General features: G+C 63.9%; 16 protein-coding genes. 2 read left to right on the forward strand and 14 right to left on the reverse strand.

The features are described 5' to 3' along the window. Positions 1-3: 3 nt before the first annotated feature. The 3 genes from serA to ACVIGB_RS20840 form a co-directional block, all read right to left on the reverse strand. Positions 4-1,257: a phosphoglycerate dehydrogenase gene (gene serA, locus ACVIGB_RS20830; protein WP_456725116.1), complete on the reverse strand. Its 1,254-nt coding sequence runs from the start codon at positions 1,255-1,257 to the stop codon at positions 4-6. 382 nt (positions 1,258-1,639) lie between these two features. Further along, positions 1,640-2,008 (reverse strand): BA14K family protein, encoded by a 369-nt coding sequence (locus ACVIGB_RS20835; RefSeq protein WP_456721234.1) that lies wholly within the window; start codon positions 2,006-2,008, stop codon positions 1,640-1,642. 157 nt (positions 2,009-2,165) lie between these two features. Next, a complete protein-coding gene (locus ACVIGB_RS20840) occupies positions 2,166-2,462 on the reverse strand; it encodes a hypothetical protein (protein ID WP_244549841.1) in 297 nt (98 codons plus the stop codon). Between the two features lie 524 nt (positions 2,463-2,986). On the opposite strand from ACVIGB_RS20840, the gene ACVIGB_RS20845 reads away from it, so the two are divergent. Beyond that, on the forward strand, positions 2,987-4,000 hold the full coding sequence (locus ACVIGB_RS20845; RefSeq protein ID WP_456749200.1) for an AraC family transcriptional regulator: 1,014 nt from the start codon (positions 2,987-2,989) through the stop codon (positions 3,998-4,000). 33 nt (positions 4,001-4,033) lie between these two features. Here the strand turns inward: ACVIGB_RS20845 and ACVIGB_RS20850 are convergent, their stop codons facing one another. From ACVIGB_RS20850 to deoC, 8 genes are all read right to left on the reverse strand, one after another. Next, the gene (locus ACVIGB_RS20850; protein ID WP_456721233.1) at positions 4,034-5,125 is read right to left on the reverse strand and encodes an ABC transporter ATP-binding protein; all 1,092 of its coding nucleotides are present in this window, start codon (positions 5,123-5,125) and stop codon (positions 4,034-4,036) included. 82 nt (positions 5,126-5,207) lie between these two features. Then, positions 5,208-6,647 carry an extracellular solute-binding protein gene (locus ACVIGB_RS20855; protein ID WP_312000884.1) on the reverse strand — a complete coding sequence of 480 codons (1,440 nt, stop codon included), beginning with the start codon at positions 6,645-6,647 and terminating at the stop codon, positions 5,208-5,210. A gap of 49 nt (positions 6,648-6,696) precedes the next feature. Next, positions 6,697-7,734, reverse strand: a complete 1,038-nt coding sequence (locus ACVIGB_RS20860; RefSeq protein ID WP_456721232.1) for a carbohydrate ABC transporter permease — start codon at positions 7,732-7,734, stop codon at positions 6,697-6,699. Next, on the reverse strand, positions 7,731-8,606 hold the full coding sequence (locus ACVIGB_RS20865) for a carbohydrate ABC transporter permease (RefSeq protein ID WP_092124618.1): 876 nt from the start codon (positions 8,604-8,606) through the stop codon (positions 7,731-7,733). Before ACVIGB_RS20865 ends, ACVIGB_RS20860 begins: the two co-directional genes overlap by 4 nt. 7 nt (positions 8,607-8,613) lie before the next feature. Beyond that, positions 8,614-9,537: a ribokinase gene (gene rbsK / locus ACVIGB_RS20870; protein ID WP_456721231.1), complete on the reverse strand. Its 924-nt coding sequence runs from the start codon at positions 9,535-9,537 to the stop codon at positions 8,614-8,616. A gap of 4 nt (positions 9,538-9,541) precedes the next feature. Continuing rightward, on the reverse strand, positions 9,542-9,997 hold the full coding sequence (locus ACVIGB_RS20875) for an RbsD/FucU family protein (protein WP_456721230.1): 456 nt from the start codon (positions 9,995-9,997) through the stop codon (positions 9,542-9,544). A gap of 177 nt (positions 9,998-10,174) precedes the next feature. Then, on the reverse strand, positions 10,175-12,562 hold the full coding sequence (locus tag ACVIGB_RS20880) for an aldehyde dehydrogenase family protein (RefSeq protein ID WP_456721229.1): 2,388 nt from the start codon (positions 12,560-12,562) through the stop codon (positions 10,175-10,177). A 10-nt stretch (positions 12,563-12,572) separates the two neighbouring features. Beyond that, the gene (deoC, locus tag ACVIGB_RS20885; protein ID WP_456725114.1) at positions 12,573-13,490 is read right to left on the reverse strand and encodes a deoxyribose-phosphate aldolase; all 918 of its coding nucleotides are present in this window, start codon (positions 13,488-13,490) and stop codon (positions 12,573-12,575) included. A gap of 348 nt (positions 13,491-13,838) precedes the next feature. On the opposite strand from deoC, the gene ACVIGB_RS20890 reads away from it, so the two are divergent. After that, positions 13,839-14,633 (forward strand): DeoR/GlpR family DNA-binding transcription regulator, encoded by a 795-nt coding sequence (locus tag ACVIGB_RS20890; protein ID WP_456721228.1) that lies wholly within the window; start codon positions 13,839-13,841, stop codon positions 14,631-14,633. An 80-nt stretch (positions 14,634-14,713) separates the two neighbouring features. Here ACVIGB_RS20890 and ACVIGB_RS20895 read toward each other — a convergent pair whose 3' ends face one another. The 3 genes from ACVIGB_RS20895 to ACVIGB_RS20905 form a co-directional block, all read right to left on the reverse strand. Then, positions 14,714-15,865, reverse strand: a complete 1,152-nt coding sequence (locus ACVIGB_RS20895) for a substrate-binding domain-containing protein (protein ID WP_342712712.1) — start codon at positions 15,863-15,865, stop codon at positions 14,714-14,716. Positions 15,866-15,939: 74 nt separating this feature from the next. Next, a complete protein-coding gene (locus ACVIGB_RS20900) occupies positions 15,940-16,932 on the reverse strand; it encodes an ABC transporter permease (protein WP_456721227.1) in 993 nt (330 codons plus the stop codon). After that, positions 16,929-18,503, reverse strand: a complete 1,575-nt coding sequence (locus ACVIGB_RS20905) for a sugar ABC transporter ATP-binding protein (RefSeq protein WP_456721226.1) — start codon at positions 18,501-18,503, stop codon at positions 16,929-16,931. Before ACVIGB_RS20905 ends, ACVIGB_RS20900 begins: the two co-directional genes overlap by 4 nt. Positions 18,504-18,650: the final 147 nt, after the last annotated feature.

Genomic DNA, 18,650 nt, shown 5'->3' on the forward strand with positions numbered 1-18,650 from the left:
CGATCACCCCTGCGGCCGGTTCGCGTCATACAGCACCCGCACGCGGATCGTGCCGTCAATGTCTTTCAAATCGGCCAGCAGTCCCTCCCCCTCGCCGCCGACGACGTCGGTCTCGAGCACGACATAGCCGACTTCCGGATCGGTCTGCAGATATTGCGCCAGGATGTTGATCCCGTGCCGGGAAACCGCGTCGTTGACCTGACGCATGACGCCCGGAACATTGCGGTGGACATGGATGAAGCGGGTGCCGGTCGGTCGCGCCGGCAATTGCACCTGCGGAAAATTGACCGCCCCGAAGGTCGACCCGACATCGGAATAATCGATCAGCTTGCGCGCAACTTCGCCGCCGATGCGATCCTGCGCCTCTTCCGTCGAACCGCCGACATGCGGCGTGAGGATGACGTTGGGGAGGCCCTGCAGCGGCGAGACAAAGCGCGCCTCGTTCGACACCGGCTCGACCGGAAACACGTCGACCGCGGCACCCGCCAGCCGGCCCTCACGCAGGGCGCTCGCCAGCGCATCGAGATCGACCACGGTGCCGCGTGAGTTGTTGATCAGATAGGCTTCGGGTTTCATCAACTGGAGCTGGGCTGCGCCAATCATGTTGGCGGTGGTCGGCGTCTCCGGCACATGCAGCGATACGACGTCGCTCGCTGCAAGCAACGCGTCGAGCGATTCTGCGGGCTCGGTATTGCCGTGGCGGAGCTTGTCGGTCTGATCAAAATAGATCACGCGCATGCCCATGGCTTCCGCGAGGTTCGACAGCTGCGAGCCGATGTTGCCGTAGCCGACGATGCCCAGCGTCTTGCCCCGCACCTCACGGCTGCCCTCGGCCGACTTGTCCCAGCCGCCGGCATGTGCGGAGACCGAACGCGGAAAGATCCGGCGGAACAGCATGACGATCTCGGCGATGGTCAGCTCAGCCACGCTGCGGGTGTTGGAATATGGCGCGTTGAATACGGGTATTCCGAGCTTTCGCGCGGCGTCGAGATCCACCTGATTGGTGCCGACCGAAAAGCAGCCGACAACGAGCAACCGGTCGGCGGCCTCGAGGATTTCCGCGGTCAACTGGGTCCGCGACCGAATTCCCAGCATATGGATACCCGACAGCGCTTGCTTGAGCTCTTTGGGCCCCAACGCCTTGGGCAGACGTTGCAGCTCGGTATAGCCGTTCGCCTCGAACATCCGGGCTGCTGAATCATTCACGCCCTCCAGCAGCAGCACGCGTATTTTGGTCTTGGGCAGCGACAACATCATCAAGATCCAGGCTCGTAGGTTCGGGCAGATTAGGCACGAACGCAGTTTCGACGGATCAGGTGATAACATGGAAAACAATCGCGTCAGAAGCCGCCATGTGGGCGGCGCACCCTGCGATTTCCGATGAAGTCCCCTCGATCCGCGCCTCCAGACACAGAGCGGGAACCGATTCGGCCACTTTAGCCATATGTCTTGGTCAACTCGCCGGCAGAGGCGCCGCTGCGGCTCCTGGGGCGTTCGAACGCCTGCTCCGGCTCACCGGCCGGAGCTTGCCATCCCATTCGTGCTTAGCTCGTCGCCGAGGGCATATCCGGAGCGGCGGTTTCACTTCGCTGCTCCGGTGCCCGCAAGCCGGCTATGTCGCCGCCTGCATCTTACCTGCTCACTGGCAGGGATAGCGCCGGCCGTCCTTTGCCTGGAACGTATTCGACGCCGGATCGTACGAACGATAACGCTGGGCGCAAGACGTCGCGTGCTGCTGGGCGGCGGCAGCGTCCTGCTGCGCGGCGGCGTTGGCAGCACCGGCCGCGATGACGCCCCCGATCAGGCCACCGACCAGTCCGCCGACGGCAGCGCCGCCGCCGTTGTCATAGCAAGACCCGTAACGGCACCAGACCTTCTCCGTCACCGCCGGCACCGCGGCCGCAGCGCCGGCACCGTGCTGTAACGGAGCCGAAATCGCGGAGGCGGAAAACACCACTGCACCAGTGGCGGCCATCAAAACGACTTTCAGAATGTGAGCGCTACGCATCGTCTCTCCTGTTTCATTGCTGTGGGCGAAGGCCGGCGCCTGCGTCCCGATTCTCTAAGTATGGATTGTGGGTTCGCCTGGTCGGACCGAACGACACCCGTACACGCGCGGCCAGTTACACTTCGCGCGTCAGCTTGGATTCACAGATGGGCGGAGTTCATTGACCGGCTGCATTCACGACACGGCAGAGGTTATCGCCGACACCTGGAGCCAATTGTCCGGGAGGCAAGATGAACGTCGCATCGACGCGGCTGCCTTTGCCGTCCTTGCGGACGACGACTTGCAACGTCTGCGGCCGGCCGGATCCGCTGGTCTCCTGCTGCGTGGTCACGGTGCCAAGCTTCTTGTCTACGTTCACACCGACGAAACCCTCCGCCAGAACGGCGCGGGACACCTTGTCGAGGGCAGCACCAGGATTGACCGACGGAAAGGTCATCCAGGTCTTGTGCGTCATGCCCGTTACCATCGGAACGCCGGTGCTCTGGACGTGATCTGCGCAGCTATCGGCCAACGCAGGTATGGACGAAAGAACCGTGAGCGCGAATACGCAAGTTATCCTTGTATGCATGCTTTCATAACCCGTTTGAGTAGGTCGAAAGCAATTAGGCCAAATGGGCTATGAGTCCATGGACGGCATCGCATTCCGGATGGAGGCATTCGGATTGTGGCTAGCACGATCGGTCGCGAACGTTGCGCATTCGCGCGTGCTCTCAAACGTCAGCGTGGCGCAACCAAATCGGAACTTTCGCGCGATCCAGGCGTGCGAATGAGATCAAATGTTACCTTCCGCACCTCCGTTGCGTAATCCGGATACTTCGTTCGAAAATCGGATATTGAAGGGATCAAGAAGAAGAACGCGGGCCGAACCCAGCAAAGCTGTGCTAGTGTTGTGATGCGGTCTATGCGTGTGGCGGACGCCCTGAACGATCGATACCCGATCCCGATGAATCGGGTCATTGCGCGGACAGCAAACATCCGATGGTTGGGAATTTGATGGTCGAAGACATACTCGTTGCACCTCCGACGCGATCGGGATCATCGTTTGAAGAGCTGCTGGAAATGCTCCAGCCGCACGGGATCAATGCGCGTTCCTCGCCCCAGCCCGACGAATCGTTTCGCTGGCATGCGGATATTGCAATTGGGGCGGAAATCGACATCGTGCGGGCGGAACTGTCTGCAGGTTGGGATTGGCACTATTCGTACGAGAGGACGTCGGGTGAGCTCGCGATAAGCCTGCTGAATGCCGGCAAGGCCGAGATGCGCATTGCAGGAAAGAGCGTGCAACGAACCCCCGCCGAGATCGCGATCGTTCCGCTTCCGACGATGCAGGCGCAGCGGGTCGAAGCGGTCGATGGACGATACGCGAGCGTCACGCTCACCTTGCATACGGGCATGGTGACAAAGGTGCTGTCCGCGACGTTCGGGAGCACAGCGCTGGAAGACCTCAATCTGACACCGGTCGTCGATCTATCGACCGGCGCCGGGCAGACCCTTCTTCAGCTTGTTCGTGCCAGCGCGACCGGCTTGTATGACGGCATCCTGGCGCGCTCTCCGAAAGCCAGCGCGCTGCTCTCCGAAGCTGCGATCCAGCTCATCCTAGAGAACGTCCCGCATCGGCTGAGCGACCGGTTGAACCGCTATCCGCCGGATGCGCCGCCGCGTTACATTCGGCGGGCTGTCGAGTATATGCGGGCCAATCCTCATCTGCCGCTGACGATATCAGATCTTGCTGCAACGGTTGGTGTCAGCAGCCGGCTGCTGCAATTGGGCTTCCGCAAAATTCACGGCACGACGCCTGTCGCCTATCTGCGGAAGATTCGACTTGAAGCGATCCACGATGAGCTGTCGCGACCGGAGAACATGCTCCCGATCAGCGAAGTTGCACTGAAGTGGGGCTTTACGCATCTGGGCCGTTTCGCAGCGGTGTACCGCTCCACATTTGGCCTGTATCCGTCCGATACGGTGCGACGAGCCCGAGGGTTCTGCAGCTAAGAGAGCTTAGGTTGCACTCAACGCCGCGGCAAATCAGGAAATGGCCATCCCTGACGCCTTGTCGAACAAATGCGTTCGCTCGAGATCGAGCGCGACGTCGATGACATGATCCGGCTCAGCGGCAACGCCGACCGGCATTTGCGCCGTAAACGCAAAGCCGCCGACGGTCCCGATCACCAGCGTGTGCGGCCCCAGCGGCTCCACGTCTTTCACGAGCAGCCGGACGGAAGAACCCGCCGGCACGCCCTGCTGCAACACATGATCGGGCCGCACGCCGAGCACCACGGGCTTACCGACGCTTGCTGCGTAGGCCGCCTCGCGGGACTTCGGTATGCGCAAAGCCGTACCTGATGGGGCGGTGAAGGTGAGCGCGCCGTCGCGGGCTATGATCTCGCCATCGATGAAGTTCATGCTGGGCGCGCCCATGAAACCCGCGACGAAGAGATTAGAGGGCTTCTCGTAGATCGTGATCGGATCGGCCGCCTGCTCGATCCGGCCTCTGTTCATCACCACAACGCGATCGGCCATCGTCATGGCTTCGACCTGGTCGTGCGTGACATAAACGATCGTCTTGGCGAGACGGCGATGCAGCGCCTTGATCTCGGTCCGCATCTCGATGCGGAGCTTGGCGTCGAGATTGGACAGCGGCTCGTCGAACAGAAACACGTCCGGGCTGCGCACGATCGCGCGGCCGATCGCCACGCGCTGGCGCTGCCCGCCGGAAAGCTGCTTCGGCCGGCGTTGCAGGTATTGCTCGAGGTCAAGGACGCGCGCCACGTCATTGACGGCCTTCTCGATGCTGGCGCGCGATTCGCCGCGCACCTTCATGCCGTAACCAATGTTCTCCCCCACCGTCATGTGCGGATAGAGCGCGTAGTTCTGGAACACCATCGCGCAATTGCGCAAACCGGGGCGCAACTGCGTGACGTCGCGGTTGCCGATGCGGATGGTTCCGCTGGTGACGGCCTCCAGTCCCGCAATCATGCGCAATGTCGTGGTCTTGCCGCAGCCGGACGGGCCGACCAGCACGACAAACTCCTCGTCGGCCACGTTGAGGTCGAGCCCTTCGATGATCTTGTAGGGCCCGTATGCCTTGCTGACGTTCTCGATCTCGACGTGCGCCATGGAATCCTTTTCCGTCCTTTCGTCGACGGCTGGTCAAGCCCCGGATGACGCTCGCGCATCATCCGGAGGTCTCACTGGAAAGCTAGTTCTTGGGCGGGAGGCCCATCGCGGCGCGATAGGCGGCAAGCTGCTTCGCCCGGCCGAATTCGTCGGTCAGGCGATTCCACTCCTTCGCCATCGCGTCGAGCGCCGCCTGCGGCGTGGTCTGGCCGGCCAGCGCCTTGCCGAGCTCGATCTCCACCACCTCGGTATAGGAGAAATAGCCGGGCAGACGCATGTCGAGCGCGACGTTCTTGGCGTTGATTGAGTCCGATTGCGCGCCAAGATATTCCTTGGCCTCTTCCGGCGAGAAGATCTTGCTCCACAGTTGCAGATTGGCGGTGTGCGATTTGCGATAGGGATTGACGCCGCTGCCGCCGGTGATCGCCGCCTGGCCCGACACCTCGGGGCTCGTCAGCGTCTTGACGAAGTCCCACGCCGCCTGCTGGTTCTTGCCGGCCTTCGGCACGGCGATCTGCCAACCGCCGAATGCCATGAACGGGCCCGGAAGCACGCTCGGGAACTTGTCCCACTTCTTGGTCTTGGCGTTCCAGATCTCGTCCGAACCGGGCAGCATCGCCGAGCCGACCTTGCCCGAGATCTTCGACTGCTTCGGATCGGCGGCGATGACACCGGTGTCGCCCCAGCCGATCGATTCCGCCACCTGGCCGCCGGCCACCGCAGCGTTCACCTCGCCGAACGAGAAGTTCAGCGCGTTGGGCGGCCCGAGCTTCGATGCGCGGATGTATTCCTCGAGCCCCTTCACCCAGCCCGGGTTGTTGATCTGCGCGTCCATCGTCTCGGGGTCGAAGAACATCGCACCCGGATAGTTCGGATTGTTGGCGTAGGCCGCGGCGTGGCTGAAGAAGAACCAGAACTGCTGACCGCCGCGACGGAACGCTTCCGCGGTTCCCCACAGGCCCTTGTCCGGCCGCTGGAAGAACTCGGCAATGTCGAGATACTGCTTCCAGGTCTTCGGCGGCGCGAGGTCGTAGCCGTATTTGGCCTTGAAAGCGTCCTTCTCCTTGGGATCGCTGAACAGGTCGGTGCGGTAGGTATAGGTGTGGACGTCGCCGTCCATCGATTGCGAATAGATCTTGCCTTCCCACACCATCAGGCGTTCGCGATAGGCCGGCTCGATATCGTCCCAGTCCTTGCCGGACTGCATCTCCTTCGGCATCTCGCTGAGATAGGGGACGAAATCCGGCAGCCAGGCCGGTGCGAAGCTGACCAGGTCGAACGTCGCGTCCGACGCCGTGAGCGACGTCGCGATCTTCGGATAGAGCTCGGACCATGGAAACTCGACGACATTGACCTTGCCGCAGGTCTTCTTGGCCCATTCGTCCGCGCCGAGCTTGAGCGCGGATGCGATATAAGGTCCGGTCTGCGACGCCACCGTCAGGGTGACGCCGGTGTAATCCGGGCTACAGGCAGCATTCGCCTGGCTCGCGGCACAGGCCATCGCCAGCGAGGTGGTCAGCATCAGGAACGTCCGTCGCAGCATCGTCTAGTCCTCCCTACAAGGTCTTTTGCTATTTGATGGCCCCGAGCAGCAGGCCCGACCGCATCATCCGGCTGAGCAGGCCCGCCATGATCATCATGGGAACGATTGCGACGAGCGCCGCAGCTGATATCGCCCACCATTCGTCGCCGCGCTGGCTGTTCTGCCCCGCCACCAGGATGGGCAGCGTCTGCCATCTGGAATTGGTCAGGAACAGCGCGAACAGAAACTCATTCCAGACGAAGGCCAGCGTGATCATGAATGTCGCCAGCAGCCCGTTCATCGACATCGGCACGACGATGCCGAAGAAGATGCGCCAGCTCGGCACGTTGTCGACCATCGCGGCCTCTTCGACCTCGATCGGCACCGCCTCGAAGAAGTCGCGCATCAGCCAGACGACGATCGGCAGCGAGAAGGCGACATAGCACAGCGTCAGGCCGACGAAGCTGTCGATGAGCTGGAAACCCAGCCGGCCGATCTCGCTGTAGAGCAAATACAGCGCAAAGGCCGTGACGATCGGCGGGAACATGCGCTGGCTGACGAACCAGAACAGGATGTCCTCATTGCCGAGGATCGGTCCGGGCAACGGCAGGCGATTGGCGACGACAGCAGCGATCAGTGCGATTGGAAACGCGAGTAGCAGCGCCTGCGGCCGGGTGAATCCGAACGTCGCGTTGAAGAGCAGATAGCCGCCGAGCGCGAGCAGGAAGAACACGAGGCCCGCACCAAGGCGTACCCTGAATTCGAACCGCACCAGCGCATAGGCCGCCATCGCGCCGATCGCGGTGGCGATGGCTGCCGCAGACAGGCCGACGATGGTCGAATTCAGGAAGGTGTGGAAGAACTCGCCGCGGATCCCCTGATAGAGATCGATGAAGGGTTGCAAGGTCGGCGTGAAGTCGATGAACGGCAGATAGGTCGGTCCGCCGACCACGCCCGGCGGCGTCTTGAATGCGGTCACCACCACCCAATAGAGCGGAAACACCGTGATCAGGCACCAGACGAGGACGCCGACCGCGACCAGGCGGCGGCTCCATCGCGACAGTCCCGTCAAGCCCTGTCCGCTCATCGGCGCTTCTCCAGATGCGGCCGCAGCAGCGCCAGATAGGTGACGCCGATGATCGTGATCGCGATCAGGAACAGGAAGCTGAGCGCCGACGTATAGCCAAGATTGAACTTCTTGAAGCCTTCCTGATAGGCGAACAGCGTCAGCGTCTCGGTGTCGACGCCCGGCCCGCCGCCCGTCATCACAAACACCGTGTCCATGATCTTGTAGCTCTCGATCAGGCGGATGAAGACGATCGCGGCCGAGATCGGCAGCAGCATCGGAAAGGTGATGCCCCAGAACTGCTGCCAGGCGCTGGCATTCTCGAGCTCGGCGGCCTCGTAGACGTCTTCGGGAAGCGTTTGCAGGCCGGCCAGCATCATCAGGATCACGAACGGGGTCCACTGCCAGACCTCGACCGCGATGATGCAGGCGAGCGCCCAATGTCCATTGGTGAGGAACGGCAGGTTGACCAAGCCGAACTTCGACAGGAACTGGTTGAGCGGCCCCATCGTCGGGTTGAACATCATGCGCGCGACCAGCGCGACCGCGACCGGCGCGAGCAGCATGGGCAGCAGCAAGGCGACGCGAAACAGCCGCTCGCCCGGCACGCGCGCGTTGAGCGCCAGCGCGACACCGAACCCAATCGCGTATTGCAGCCCGACGGCGATGAAGGCAATCAGCGTCGTCGTGAAGATCGCGTTCCAGAACCGCGGCTCCTGCAACAGCGTGGCATAGTTGCCGAGCCAGACGACCCGCGGCGGGATCGGCGGAATCAGGCGGTAGCTCAGGAAGCTCGTGGTAAGCGAATAGATCAGCGGAAAGATCGAGATCGCCAGCACGACGAGCACCGCCGGCCAGATGAAGACATGCTTGATCGGATCATTCCGCATCATCGCGCGATCATCCCTTCAGCAGCGCGTCGATCTCCGCGCGCCGCGGCATCGCGGGCGCGGTGCCCGGTCGCGTCACCGAGATTCCGGCCGTGGCCGAACCGAACCGCGCAGCCTCCAGCGGATCGGCGCCGTCGGCGAGCGCCGCCGCGAAGCCGCCGACGAAGGCGTCGCCTGCGCCGGTGGTTTCGACCACCTTGCCTGCGGCGAAGGGCGGCACGTGCACCGAGCGATCCCGCGCATGAAACAAGGCGCCGCGCTCGCCGAGCGTGATCAGCGCCGTTCCTGCGCCTTTCGCCAGCAAGGCATCGCCGGCGCGGCGGGCACCGGCGAGATCGCCGACCGCGATGCCGGTCAGCGCTTCGGCCTCGGTCTCGTTGGGGACGACATAATCGCAGAGCGCAAACAGGCCAGAGTCGAACTTGATAGCCGGCGCCGGGTTGAACACGGTGATGCTGCCGGCGGCGCGCGCGATCTCGAGCCCGCGCCGCGCCGCATCGACCGGCTGCTCGAGCTGCGTCACGAACACGCGGCTGTCGCGGATGGCGTCGGCCACCGCGTCGACATCGGCCGGACCGATCCCGCATGCTGCGCCCGGCACCACGATGATCGCGTTATCGCCGCGCGTCTCGTGGACGTAGATGAACGCAGCTCCAGTCGGCGCGTCCGCCGTCCTGGCCACGCGCGGCCGGATTCCCTCGGCCTCCCAGGTCTTGATCGCAAGCTCGCCAAACGCGTCGCTGCCGATCCGGGAGATGAAGCTCACGCTGGCACCGGCCCGCGCCGCCGCGACAGCCTGGTTGGATCCCTTGCCGCCGGGTCCCATGGCGAATCCCGATCCGGCGATCGTCTCGCCGATCGCCGGCATGTTGCCGGCGCGGAACGCCAGGTCGACGACGAAGACGCCGAGGACGGCGACGCCATGCTTGCTCATGTCGTCACTCCCCGTCCGGCGCGATGACGCCCTTGCTGAACAGGAAGCAGCCGTAGAAACGCCGCTCGCCGGTCGCGATTACGCAATAGGCCGTCTTGGCCTTCTCGTAGAACGCATGGCGCTCGACACCCACGAGCGGCCAGGATCGTCCCTCGGCGCGATCGATCGCGGCCTGCACCTCGCGCTGCACGGGCGGCACTTCCTGGGCCTGCCCGACGATCTCCATGCGGATCGCGGCGTCGTCGACAAATGTATCGAGCGGCATCACCGAGAGAACGGCTTCGACCGCCTTGGCGGCACTCACACTGTCGATGCGCAGCAACCTGCCAAGCACGCTCTGGCGCGCGATCGAGTCGGCCGGAAAATTGGTGTCGCACACCACCAGGCGATCGCCGTGCCCCATCGCCCGCAGGGCGTAGAGCACGTCGGCATTCAGCAATGGATTGATGCCCTTGAGCATGTTGCGTCCCTCCCTTGTCTTCAAACTCGCCGGACTCTGGCGGTCCGGATCCCCATCCCTATCACCGCAAGGTGACGTCTCTAGTGCCCCGTTCCGATTGGATCGGAACGGGGCACTCGATTCTTGTTTGACGTGTTTTCTGCACGCGAACCGGTACCCACTTCGCTCGAAAACGCTCTAGTCGCCATACGGAATCCAGATGTTCTTCACCTGCACGGCATGGCGGAGCAGGATCGGGCCCTCGCTCGCGGCCTTGTCGTACCAGTCGATTGCGAGGCCTTGATCGACCAGCGTGCGCTTGAGATTGCCGATCGACAGCCGTTCGGCCGCTGTCGAGGCGTCCTGCGACCCAAATGCCCAGAGCGCATCGACATCGTCATGCTCGGCAAGGACCTTGACCAGATCGTTGCGATCGCCGGTGACGATGTTGACCACGCCGCCTGGCACGTCTGAGGTCTCGAGCACCTGGTAGAAGTCGGTCGCGGCGAGCGGATGCCGCTCGCTCGGCACCGCGACGACCCGGTTGCCCATCGCAACCAGCGGCGCGACCAGACTGATGAAGGCAAGCAGCGGCGCCTCGTCGGGACAGGCGACACCAACCACGCCGATCGGCTCATGCATCGCCAGCGCCACGCCGCGCAGCGGCGGCGCGTGGATGGATCCCTCGAATTTATCCGCCCAGGCGCCATAGCTGAACAGCCGCTCGATGCTCGCATCGACCTCGGTGCGCGCCTTCGCTGCCGAGACACCGGTCATGTCCGCGATGCGGCGGCTGAACTCGTCGCCACGCGCGGAAAGATTCTCGGCAAGGTAATAAAGGATCTGGGCCCGATTATGCGCCGTCGCCCGCGCCCACCCCTCGGCTGAGCGCGCCGCGGCGACCGCATTGCGGATATCCTTGCGATTGCCCTCGCCTGCCTCGCCGAGACGTCGGCCCTTCGGCGAGAGCACCGCGCGCGAATAATTGCCGTCCGGACGGACCTGCTTGCCGCCGACGAACAGCTTGGCCGTTCGATCGATCGGCGGCACGTCAAAGCCGGCGCTGGCGCCGGACGCCGTCGGCAGCGGCGATGGCTTGGCCCGCGCCTTGCGCCCGCTCCAGGCCTTCGGCTTGAGATACTCAAACATGCCTTCACGGCCGCCCTCGCGGCCGAAACCGGACTCGCGATAGCCGCCGAAGCCGACGCTGGCGTCGAACAGATTGGTCGCGTTGATCCAGACCACGCCGGCCAAGAGTTTCGGCGCGATGTCGAGCGCCAGCCCGATCGTCTCGCTCCACACGCTGGCGGCAAGGCCGTAGCGCGTGTTGTTGGCGAGCATCACGGCCTCGTCCGGTGTGCGGAACGTCATCGCCACCAGGACAGGGCCGAAGATCTCTTCGGTCGCAACCGTCGAGGACGGATGCACGTTCCAGAGCAGGGTCGGCGGATAGAAGCAGCCTTCCGTCGGCAACGCGCCGGACGCCTGATATTTCTCGGCGCCTTCCTTCACCCCGATCTCGACCAGCGACTTGATCCGCTCGAGCTGCACCGGCGCGACCACAGCGCCCATGTCGATCGCCTTGTCGAGCGGCATGCCGACACGAAGCGTCTCCATGCGGCGAATCAGGCGCCTGCGGAAGGTCTCCGCAATCCCCTCCTGCAGCAGCAGCCGCGAGCCGGCGCAGCAGACCTGGCCCTGGTTGAACCAGATGGCGTCGACCACGCCTTCCACGGCGCCGTCGATGTCGGCATCGTCGAACACGATGAACGGCGATTTGCCGCCGAGCTCCAGCGTCAGCGATTTTCCGGTCCCTGCAGTCGACTGGCGGATCAGCCGCCCGACCTCGGTCGAACCCGTGAAGGCGATCTTGTCGACGCCGGGACTTTCGACCAGCAGCGCACCGGTGGCGCCATCGCCAGTGACGACGTTCAGCACGCCCAGCGGCAGGCCGGCTTCGGCCGACAGTTCGGCGAACAGCAGGGCCGTGAGCGAGGTGAACTCCGCCGGCTTCAGCACCACCGTGTTGCCCGCGGCGAGCGCCGGCGCGATCTTCCAGGCCAGCATCAGCAGCGGGAAATTCCACGGGATGATCTGCCCGATCACGCCGATCGGCACCTGATCGGCGAATTCGCGGTCCTGCAACTGCGCCCAGCCGGCGTGATAGAGGAAATGGCGCGCGGCGAGCGGCACGTCGAGATCGCGGGTTTCCCGGATCGGCTTGCCATTGTCGATCGCCTCCAGCACGGCGAACAGCCGGGCGTGACGCTGCAGCATGCGCGCCAACGCATAGAGATGACGCGCGCGGCCGTGACCGCCGAGCTTTGCCCACGCGACCTGCGCGGTGCGCGCGGCGTTGACCGCCGCCTCGACATCGGCAGCGTCGCCCTGCGCGATGCGCGCCAGCACCTTGCCGGTGGCAGGCTCGCTTGTCGTGAGGTGCTTGCCCGCATGCGGCGCCGTGAATTTGCCGGCGATGAAGTGCCCGAACGTGGCGCCATGCCGTGCTAGCCAGGCGCGCGCCTCGCCGTCCGCCTCGGGCGCGGGGCCATACTCCATGGTCTCGAAATAATTGGCGACGCTCATCGCTGGAGTCTCATCCCACGGGGTGGCGGTTGAAAGCCGAGTAGTGGCCGGTCACATGATGCTCGAGCTGCCGCTCGATGTCGGCGAGCAGGCTGGAGGCGCCGATGCGGAACAGATCCGGCTCGAGCCAGTCGCGTCCGAGTTCCTCCTTCATCAGGAACTGGTAGTTGAGCACGTCCTTTGCCGTCGAGATGCCACCGGCCGGCTTGAAGCCGATCTTGTAGCCGGTGCGCTCCTGATAGAGGCGGATCATCCGCAGCATCGCCAGCGTCACGGGCAGCGTCGCGTTGACACCTTCCTTGCCGGTGGAGGTCTTGATGAAGTCGGCGCCGGCCATCATGCAGACCATCGAGGCCTTGGCGATATTGCGCAGCGTCTTGAGGTCACCCGTGGCCAGGATCGTCTTCAGATGCGCGTTGTCGCAGACCGCGCGGAAATCCCGGACCTCGGCATAAAGCGCCCGCCAATCGCCGGTCAGCACGTGCTCACGCGTGATGACGATGTCGATTTCCTGCGCGCCATTCCGGACCGACGCCTCGATCTCCTTCAGCTTCAGCTCATGCGGCACGAGGCCTGCGGGAAACCCGGTCGAGACCGCGGCGACAGGGATGCCGGATCCATCGAGCGCTTCGACAGCGGTGCCGACGAACCGATCGTAGACACAGACCGCTCCGGTATGCAGCGCGCGCCCGGCAAAGCCGAGCTGCTCGAGAAGGTCGCCGCGCACGGGCGCCTTGGCCTTGGCGCAGAGCCGCTTGACCCGTTCGGCCGTGTCGTCGCCGTTCAGCGTCGTCAGGTCGATGCAGGTGATCGCCTTGAGCAGCCACCCCGCCTGTGCGTCCTTCTTCACGGTTCGCCGGCCCGGCAGGCTCGCGACCCGCCGTTCGGTGGCCGACAGGTTGATCCTGATGTCGTCGACCCAATCCATCTCGAGCGCACGGCCGCTGTTGCGCGGCAGCGGATGCAAATGCTCGCCGCCCGGGGAAGGCGATTGCACGGCCAACGGGGACGGATTCTGGATGAAGACGCTCTGCGTCATGGAAGCGCCTTGCGGTCCTAGCGAATCGACGAGGTGGCCAGATAGATTGAATGTGTCGATCGCAACATGTGATCCTCCCCTGACCTTGCCGCCGGTTTGCCGCCTGCCGCGGACGATATCGTCTCGACACTGGATCAGCCCGCCGGACTGGATGTTATTATTGTAACAAATCGACGTTGATAAACTCACAACATTGTAAGATCATTGTCAATCGGATAAGCAAGCTCGGCGATCAAAATGGCTGAAACCTCCAACGCACGACCAAGCGAGACACGCGTCCAGCGCCTGCAGAGGCTGCGCCGCGCCGTCGAATCGAGTGGTGCGCTGCACCTGAAGGACGCCGCCGAGCTCCTCAAGGTTTCCGAAATGACAGTGCGGCGCGACCTCGCTGGTCCGGAGGCTGCTCTCGCCCTGCTCGGCGGCTACGTCGTCAATGCGGCGTCGCCGACCGGCATCAAGTACACGTTCGAGCAGGAAATCGACCAGCACACCCAGGACAAGCGCCTCGCCTGTCGGGCTGCCGCCGCCTCCATCAGGGAAGGCGATACGATTTTCATCGACTGCGGCACCACGATGCAGTCGCTGGCGGACTGCCTGCCCGAGGATCTGCCGCTCTCGGTGATCTGCTATTCGATGAACGTGGCATCGATCGTGACGCGCCGGCCGGGCACGCAGGTGATGCTGATGGGCGGGCTCTATCATCCCTCGTCGCAATCGTTCGCGTCGGACGACGGCCTGTCCTATCTGCGGCGGCTCGGGATCAACAAGGCCTTCATCTCCGCGGGCGGCGTGCACTGGACCCGCGGCGCGAGCTGCTCGAATTTTCACGAAGTCGCGGTCAAGCAGGCCGTCATTGAGACCGCGATGGAGAGCACCCTGGTGATCGACGCGAGTAAGCTCGGCAGTCTCAAGTCGGCATTCTTCTCCGATATCGGCGCGTTCTCGCGGATCATCGTCGGCGGCGCGGCGTCATCGGAGATGCGCAAGCACTTCCGCAGCCTTCCTGTCGAGTACGTGACCAGCGCAACCTGATCCGAGCGGGGGCTGGCACGCCCGGATCAGGCTGCTCACGATGCGCGGGCTCGCGGGACCACGCATCGAACTCCTGCGGCTCAGTTGCAGGCGGGCTTCGCCTTGTTGCAGGCGTCGGTCAGCTCCGGCGGCGGCTCCTTCTTGAACACCGTCTTGTAGGATTCCAGCACGTTCGACTGCGTCACCGGCAGCGACTGCACGCCGATCCAGCCGGGCGTTTCCTTGCCGAGCAGCGCGTTCATCATCGCCATCGCTTCCGCGACGCCCTGATCATAGGGACGCTGCGAGCCGGTCGCCTTCAAGGGACCGCCCTTGGCGATCTCGATCGCCGATTGCAGGCCGAGATCGACCGTCGTAACCGGAATGTCGATGCCCTGCGCGCGCATCGAGCTCAGCGTATCGAGCGCCGGCTGATCCCAGACCGCGAACAGGCCCTTGATATCAGGATTGCCGGTGAGGAAGTCACCCGCGATCTGCGACACCTTCGGCGGATCGGTGAAGTCGACCTGCTTCATCTTGATGTCGGGACGGTTCTTCTGCATCCACTCGCGGACACCCTTGGTGCGCTCGTTGGTGCTGAAGTAATCGACGCCGAAATTGACGAGACCGATAGTCGCGCCCTGCGCCACGCAGGAGGCCAGGATCTGGGCCGCGATCTGGCCGTTGCCCTGGCTGTCCGCCGAGATCATCGAGGCATATTCCTCCGGATGCTTGAGGCCGGTGGGAATGCTGTCCATCAGCACGAGCTTGATGCCGGCCTTGGCGATCTTCTTGTAGGTCGGCGCCGTCGCCGTGAAATCCACCGGGATCGAGATGATGCCGTCCGGATGCTGCTGGATGGTGTTCTCGATGTCGGCGATCTGCTTGTCGACCTGATATTCGGCGGACGCGACGCCGGTCACCGTCACGCCGTACTTCTTCAGCGTATCGGTGATGCCCTGGATCTGCAGTTGCGCCCAGTCGAGGTTGACGGTCTGCATGGAGATGCCGACCTTGAAATGCTTCTCCTTGATCTTGGCGGCGTCGGCGTCCGACAGCGCGAGCACCTCCGGCGACGCGGCCTTCTCGCCGTGCGGCCCCTGGCCGACGATCGATTTCGGTCCCAGCGTCGCGAGATCGACGCCCTTGACGCAGCTTGCCGGCACTTCGGCGCGGGCCGAGGGGGCAATCGAAATGGCCGTCGCCGCGATCAGTGCGGTCAGCGGCAGGGTTTGTCGCAAGATTGGCTTCATTGTTTCCTCCCTTTTTTGGTCGCCGATTGACCGGAGGCCGGCGACCTTGCCCCTACACTTTTCCGGATCGTGCTCTAGCGTTTCGTGAAGGCGACCGCGGCCACGATGATCGCTCCCTTGATGACGAGCTGCATCGGCGAGCTGACGCCGAGCAGCACGAGGCCGTTGTTGAGCGTGCCGATGATAAGGCTACCGAACAGCGTTCCCAGGATGTAGCCGCGCCCGCCGAACAGGCTGCAGCCACCGAGGATCACGGCGGCGATGACGTCGAGCTCCATCCCCTGCACGACGTCGGGCCGCGCGGCATGTGAGCGCGCGGACAGCACCAGCGCCGCAAGCCCGGCCAGCGCGCCGGTCAGCACAAATGCCGCGGTTGTCACCCATTTGGTGTTGATGCCGGAATAGAGCGCCGCGGTCGGATTGCCGCCGACCGCATAGATGCGACGGCCGAACACGTTGTAGTGCAGCAGCAGGATGCCGACGATCATCGCCACCAGCGTCCAGGCAATGGGAACGGGTATGCCCAGGAACGTGCCTTCGCCGAAGATCGCAAAATAGGTCTCGTTGGTGATGATGACAGGCTTGGTGTTGGTCACCATCATCGCCAGCCCCCGCGCCATGCTCAACGAGCCGAGCGTGACCAGGAAGGACGGGATCGAGAGCTGCGTGGTCAGGATGCCATTGAGCAGTCCGACCAGCGCACCGGTGCCGAGCCCGGCAATCGCGCCGACGATCCAACTGTTGTTGATCTGGCTCATGGCGAGCGCCGCGGCCATGCCGGATAGCGCCAATGTCGATGCGACCGACAGATCGATCTGACGTGCGATGATCACGAAGGTCATACCGACCGCGATGATCGACACCAGCGTCGTCTGGCGTCCGATATTCAGGAAATTGTCGAGCGACAGGAACCAGGGGGAGGACAGGCTGAACACGACCAACAGCACGACGAAGGCGATGTACAGCATGTAGGGCCGCTCGCCGCGCAGCAGGTTCTGCAGCAGCTTGCGGCGACGATCGGTTCGGGTCGACGAGGCGACGACATTTGGCGCGGTCAGTTCGGTCATGCGGGCAGCTCTTGCAATATGCCTTGTCCGGAGGCCTGGTACATCTGCAGGAGATGATGGAGCTCTTCGGCATCATCGATCTCGCCGCGCGCCAGCGTTCGCGCCACGCGTCCATCGACGATCACCGAGATGCGGTCGCAGAGCTCGATCAGTTCGACGAGATCCGATGAGACGATCAGGACGCCGCTGCCGTCGCGGGCGGCATTGCGGATCACGCCATAGATTTCCTCGCGTGCGCCGACGTCGACGCCGACCGTCGGTTCGTCCAGCAGCAGCACGCGCGGCCGCGGATCGTTCCATTTTCCGAACACGACCTTCTGCTGGTTGCCGCCGGACAGTGTCCTGACCAGGCTGGAAGCTCCTTGCGCTTTCACCGAAAGCCGCGCGACCGCGGCGTCCGCACGCCGGGCGGCGGCGCGTTGCTGCATGAAGCCCCAGCGCGAGAAATGCGGAATCCGCGGCAAGGTGATGTTGCGTTCGATCGAATGGTCGAGCACCAGGCCCTGCACGTGCCGATCTTCCGGCACCAGCGCGACGCCCTGGTTGATCGCATCAGCCGCGCTCTTCGGCAGCCATGGCCGGCCCTCGATCTCGAATGCGCCGCGCTCGACCGGCCGAAGTCCGAAGATCGTCTCCAGAATCTCGGTGCGCCCACTGCCGATCAATCCGGCAAGGCCGTGGATCTCCCCCTTCATCACCGTCAAGTCGACGGCCGCCAGCCGGTCGTTGGACACACCCGACAGGGACAGAACCAGCGATGAATCGAAGGAACGCGTTGCCGCGGGCGCGGCGCGCGATGCTGCCGGCGCCAATCGATCGGTGCCGATGATGGCGTTCACCAGCCGCTTCATGTCGGTATCGGCGGTGACGAACGTGCCCGCATTGGCGCCATCGCGCAGCACCGTGACACGCTGCGAGATCTCGAACACCTCGTTGAGCCGATGGGTCACGTAGATCACGCCGACGCCGCGGCGCGTCGCCTTGCCGATCGCGTCGAACAGGATACGGACCTCATCGGACGTCAGCGAGGACGTCGGCTCATCGAGGATCAAGAGCCGCACCTCGCCCATCAACGCCTTGGCGATCTCCGTCATCTGGCGGTAGGCGAACGGCAGCGAGCCGACCGTCGCGCGTGTATCAAGGGGAATGCCGAGTTCGCTCAGGAACGCTTCGGCTTTGGCCATCAGCTCGCGCTTCCGGACAAAGCCGAACCGCGCGCGCGGCTCGCGGCCGAGCAACAGATTGTCGGCGACGCTCAGCGATTCGACGAGGCTGAGGTCCTGATAGACGACGGCGATCCCCGCTTCGCGCGATCTTGCCGGGCTGTCGAACATCACTGGCCTGCCGGCGATCTCGATCGTGCCGCTGTCGGCGGCATGAACGCCGCTGAGGATCTTGATCAGTGTGGATTTTCCGGCGCCGTTCTCGCCCAGCAGCGCATGTACCTCGCCGGAGACGACCTCGAGGTTGACGTCGCGCAGCGCGCGCACGCCGCCAAAGCGCTTGTTGATGCCACCGACCGTCAAAAGCGACGCCGACGGCCGAGGCTCTGCCGCGATCGAACCGGACAATTCCATTTTCCTCCCATCGCCGCGCGGAACGCTGATGCGATGATGACATCTTGTTATTTTTGCAACTTATTGTGTTATAATTCTATCACATCAGGCGGCCTGTCAATGGGAGATCACGCCGTCCGGGGCTCGAATTGGGGGCGGGTC

The organism is Bradyrhizobium sp. USDA 4341 (assembly GCF_054063755.1).

Excerpts from the sequence above, each read along its gene's own strand:
- ACVIGB_RS20865 (WP_092124618.1), bottom strand. The coding sequence starts at position 8,606 with ATGATGCGGAATGATCCGATCAAGCATGTCTTCATCTGGCCGGCGGTG.
- ACVIGB_RS20890 (WP_456721228.1), top strand. The coding sequence starts at position 13,839 with ATGGCTGAAACCTCCAACGCACGACCAAGCGAGACACGCGTCCAGCGC.
- ACVIGB_RS20845 (WP_456749200.1), top strand. The coding sequence starts at position 2,987 with ATGGTTGGGAATTTGATGGTCGAAGACATACTCGTTGCACCTCCGACG.
- ACVIGB_RS20850 (WP_456721233.1), bottom strand. The coding sequence starts at position 5,125 with ATGGCGCACGTCGAGATCGAGAACGTCAGCAAGGCATACGGGCCCTAC.
- ACVIGB_RS20875 (WP_456721230.1), bottom strand. The coding sequence starts at position 9,997 with ATGCTCAAGGGCATCAATCCATTGCTGAATGCCGACGTGCTCTACGCC.
- deoC (WP_456725114.1), bottom strand. The coding sequence starts at position 13,490 with ATGGATTGGGTCGACGACATCAGGATCAACCTGTCGGCCACCGAACGG.
- serA (WP_456725116.1), bottom strand. The coding sequence starts at position 1,257 with ATGATGTTGTCGCTGCCCAAGACCAAAATACGCGTGCTGCTGCTGGAG.
- ACVIGB_RS20860 (WP_456721232.1), bottom strand. The coding sequence starts at position 7,734 with ATGAGCGGACAGGGCTTGACGGGACTGTCGCGATGGAGCCGCCGCCTG.
- ACVIGB_RS20840 (WP_244549841.1), bottom strand. The coding sequence starts at position 2,462 with ATGACGCACAAGACCTGGATGACCTTTCCGTCGGTCAATCCTGGTGCT.
- ACVIGB_RS20855 (WP_312000884.1), bottom strand. The coding sequence starts at position 6,647 with ATGCTGACCACCTCGCTGGCGATGGCCTGTGCCGCGAGCCAGGCGAAT.
- ACVIGB_RS20900 (WP_456721227.1), bottom strand. The coding sequence starts at position 16,932 with ATGACCGAACTGACCGCGCCAAATGTCGTCGCCTCGTCGACCCGAACC.
- ACVIGB_RS20895 (WP_342712712.1), bottom strand. The coding sequence starts at position 15,865 with ATGAAGCCAATCTTGCGACAAACCCTGCCGCTGACCGCACTGATCGCG.
- rbsK (WP_456721231.1), bottom strand. The coding sequence starts at position 9,537 with ATGAGCAAGCATGGCGTCGCCGTCCTCGGCGTCTTCGTCGTCGACCTG.
- ACVIGB_RS20880 (WP_456721229.1), bottom strand. The coding sequence starts at position 12,562 with ATGAGCGTCGCCAATTATTTCGAGACCATGGAGTATGGCCCCGCGCCC.
- ACVIGB_RS20835 (WP_456721234.1), bottom strand. The coding sequence starts at position 2,008 with ATGCGTAGCGCTCACATTCTGAAAGTCGTTTTGATGGCCGCCACTGGT.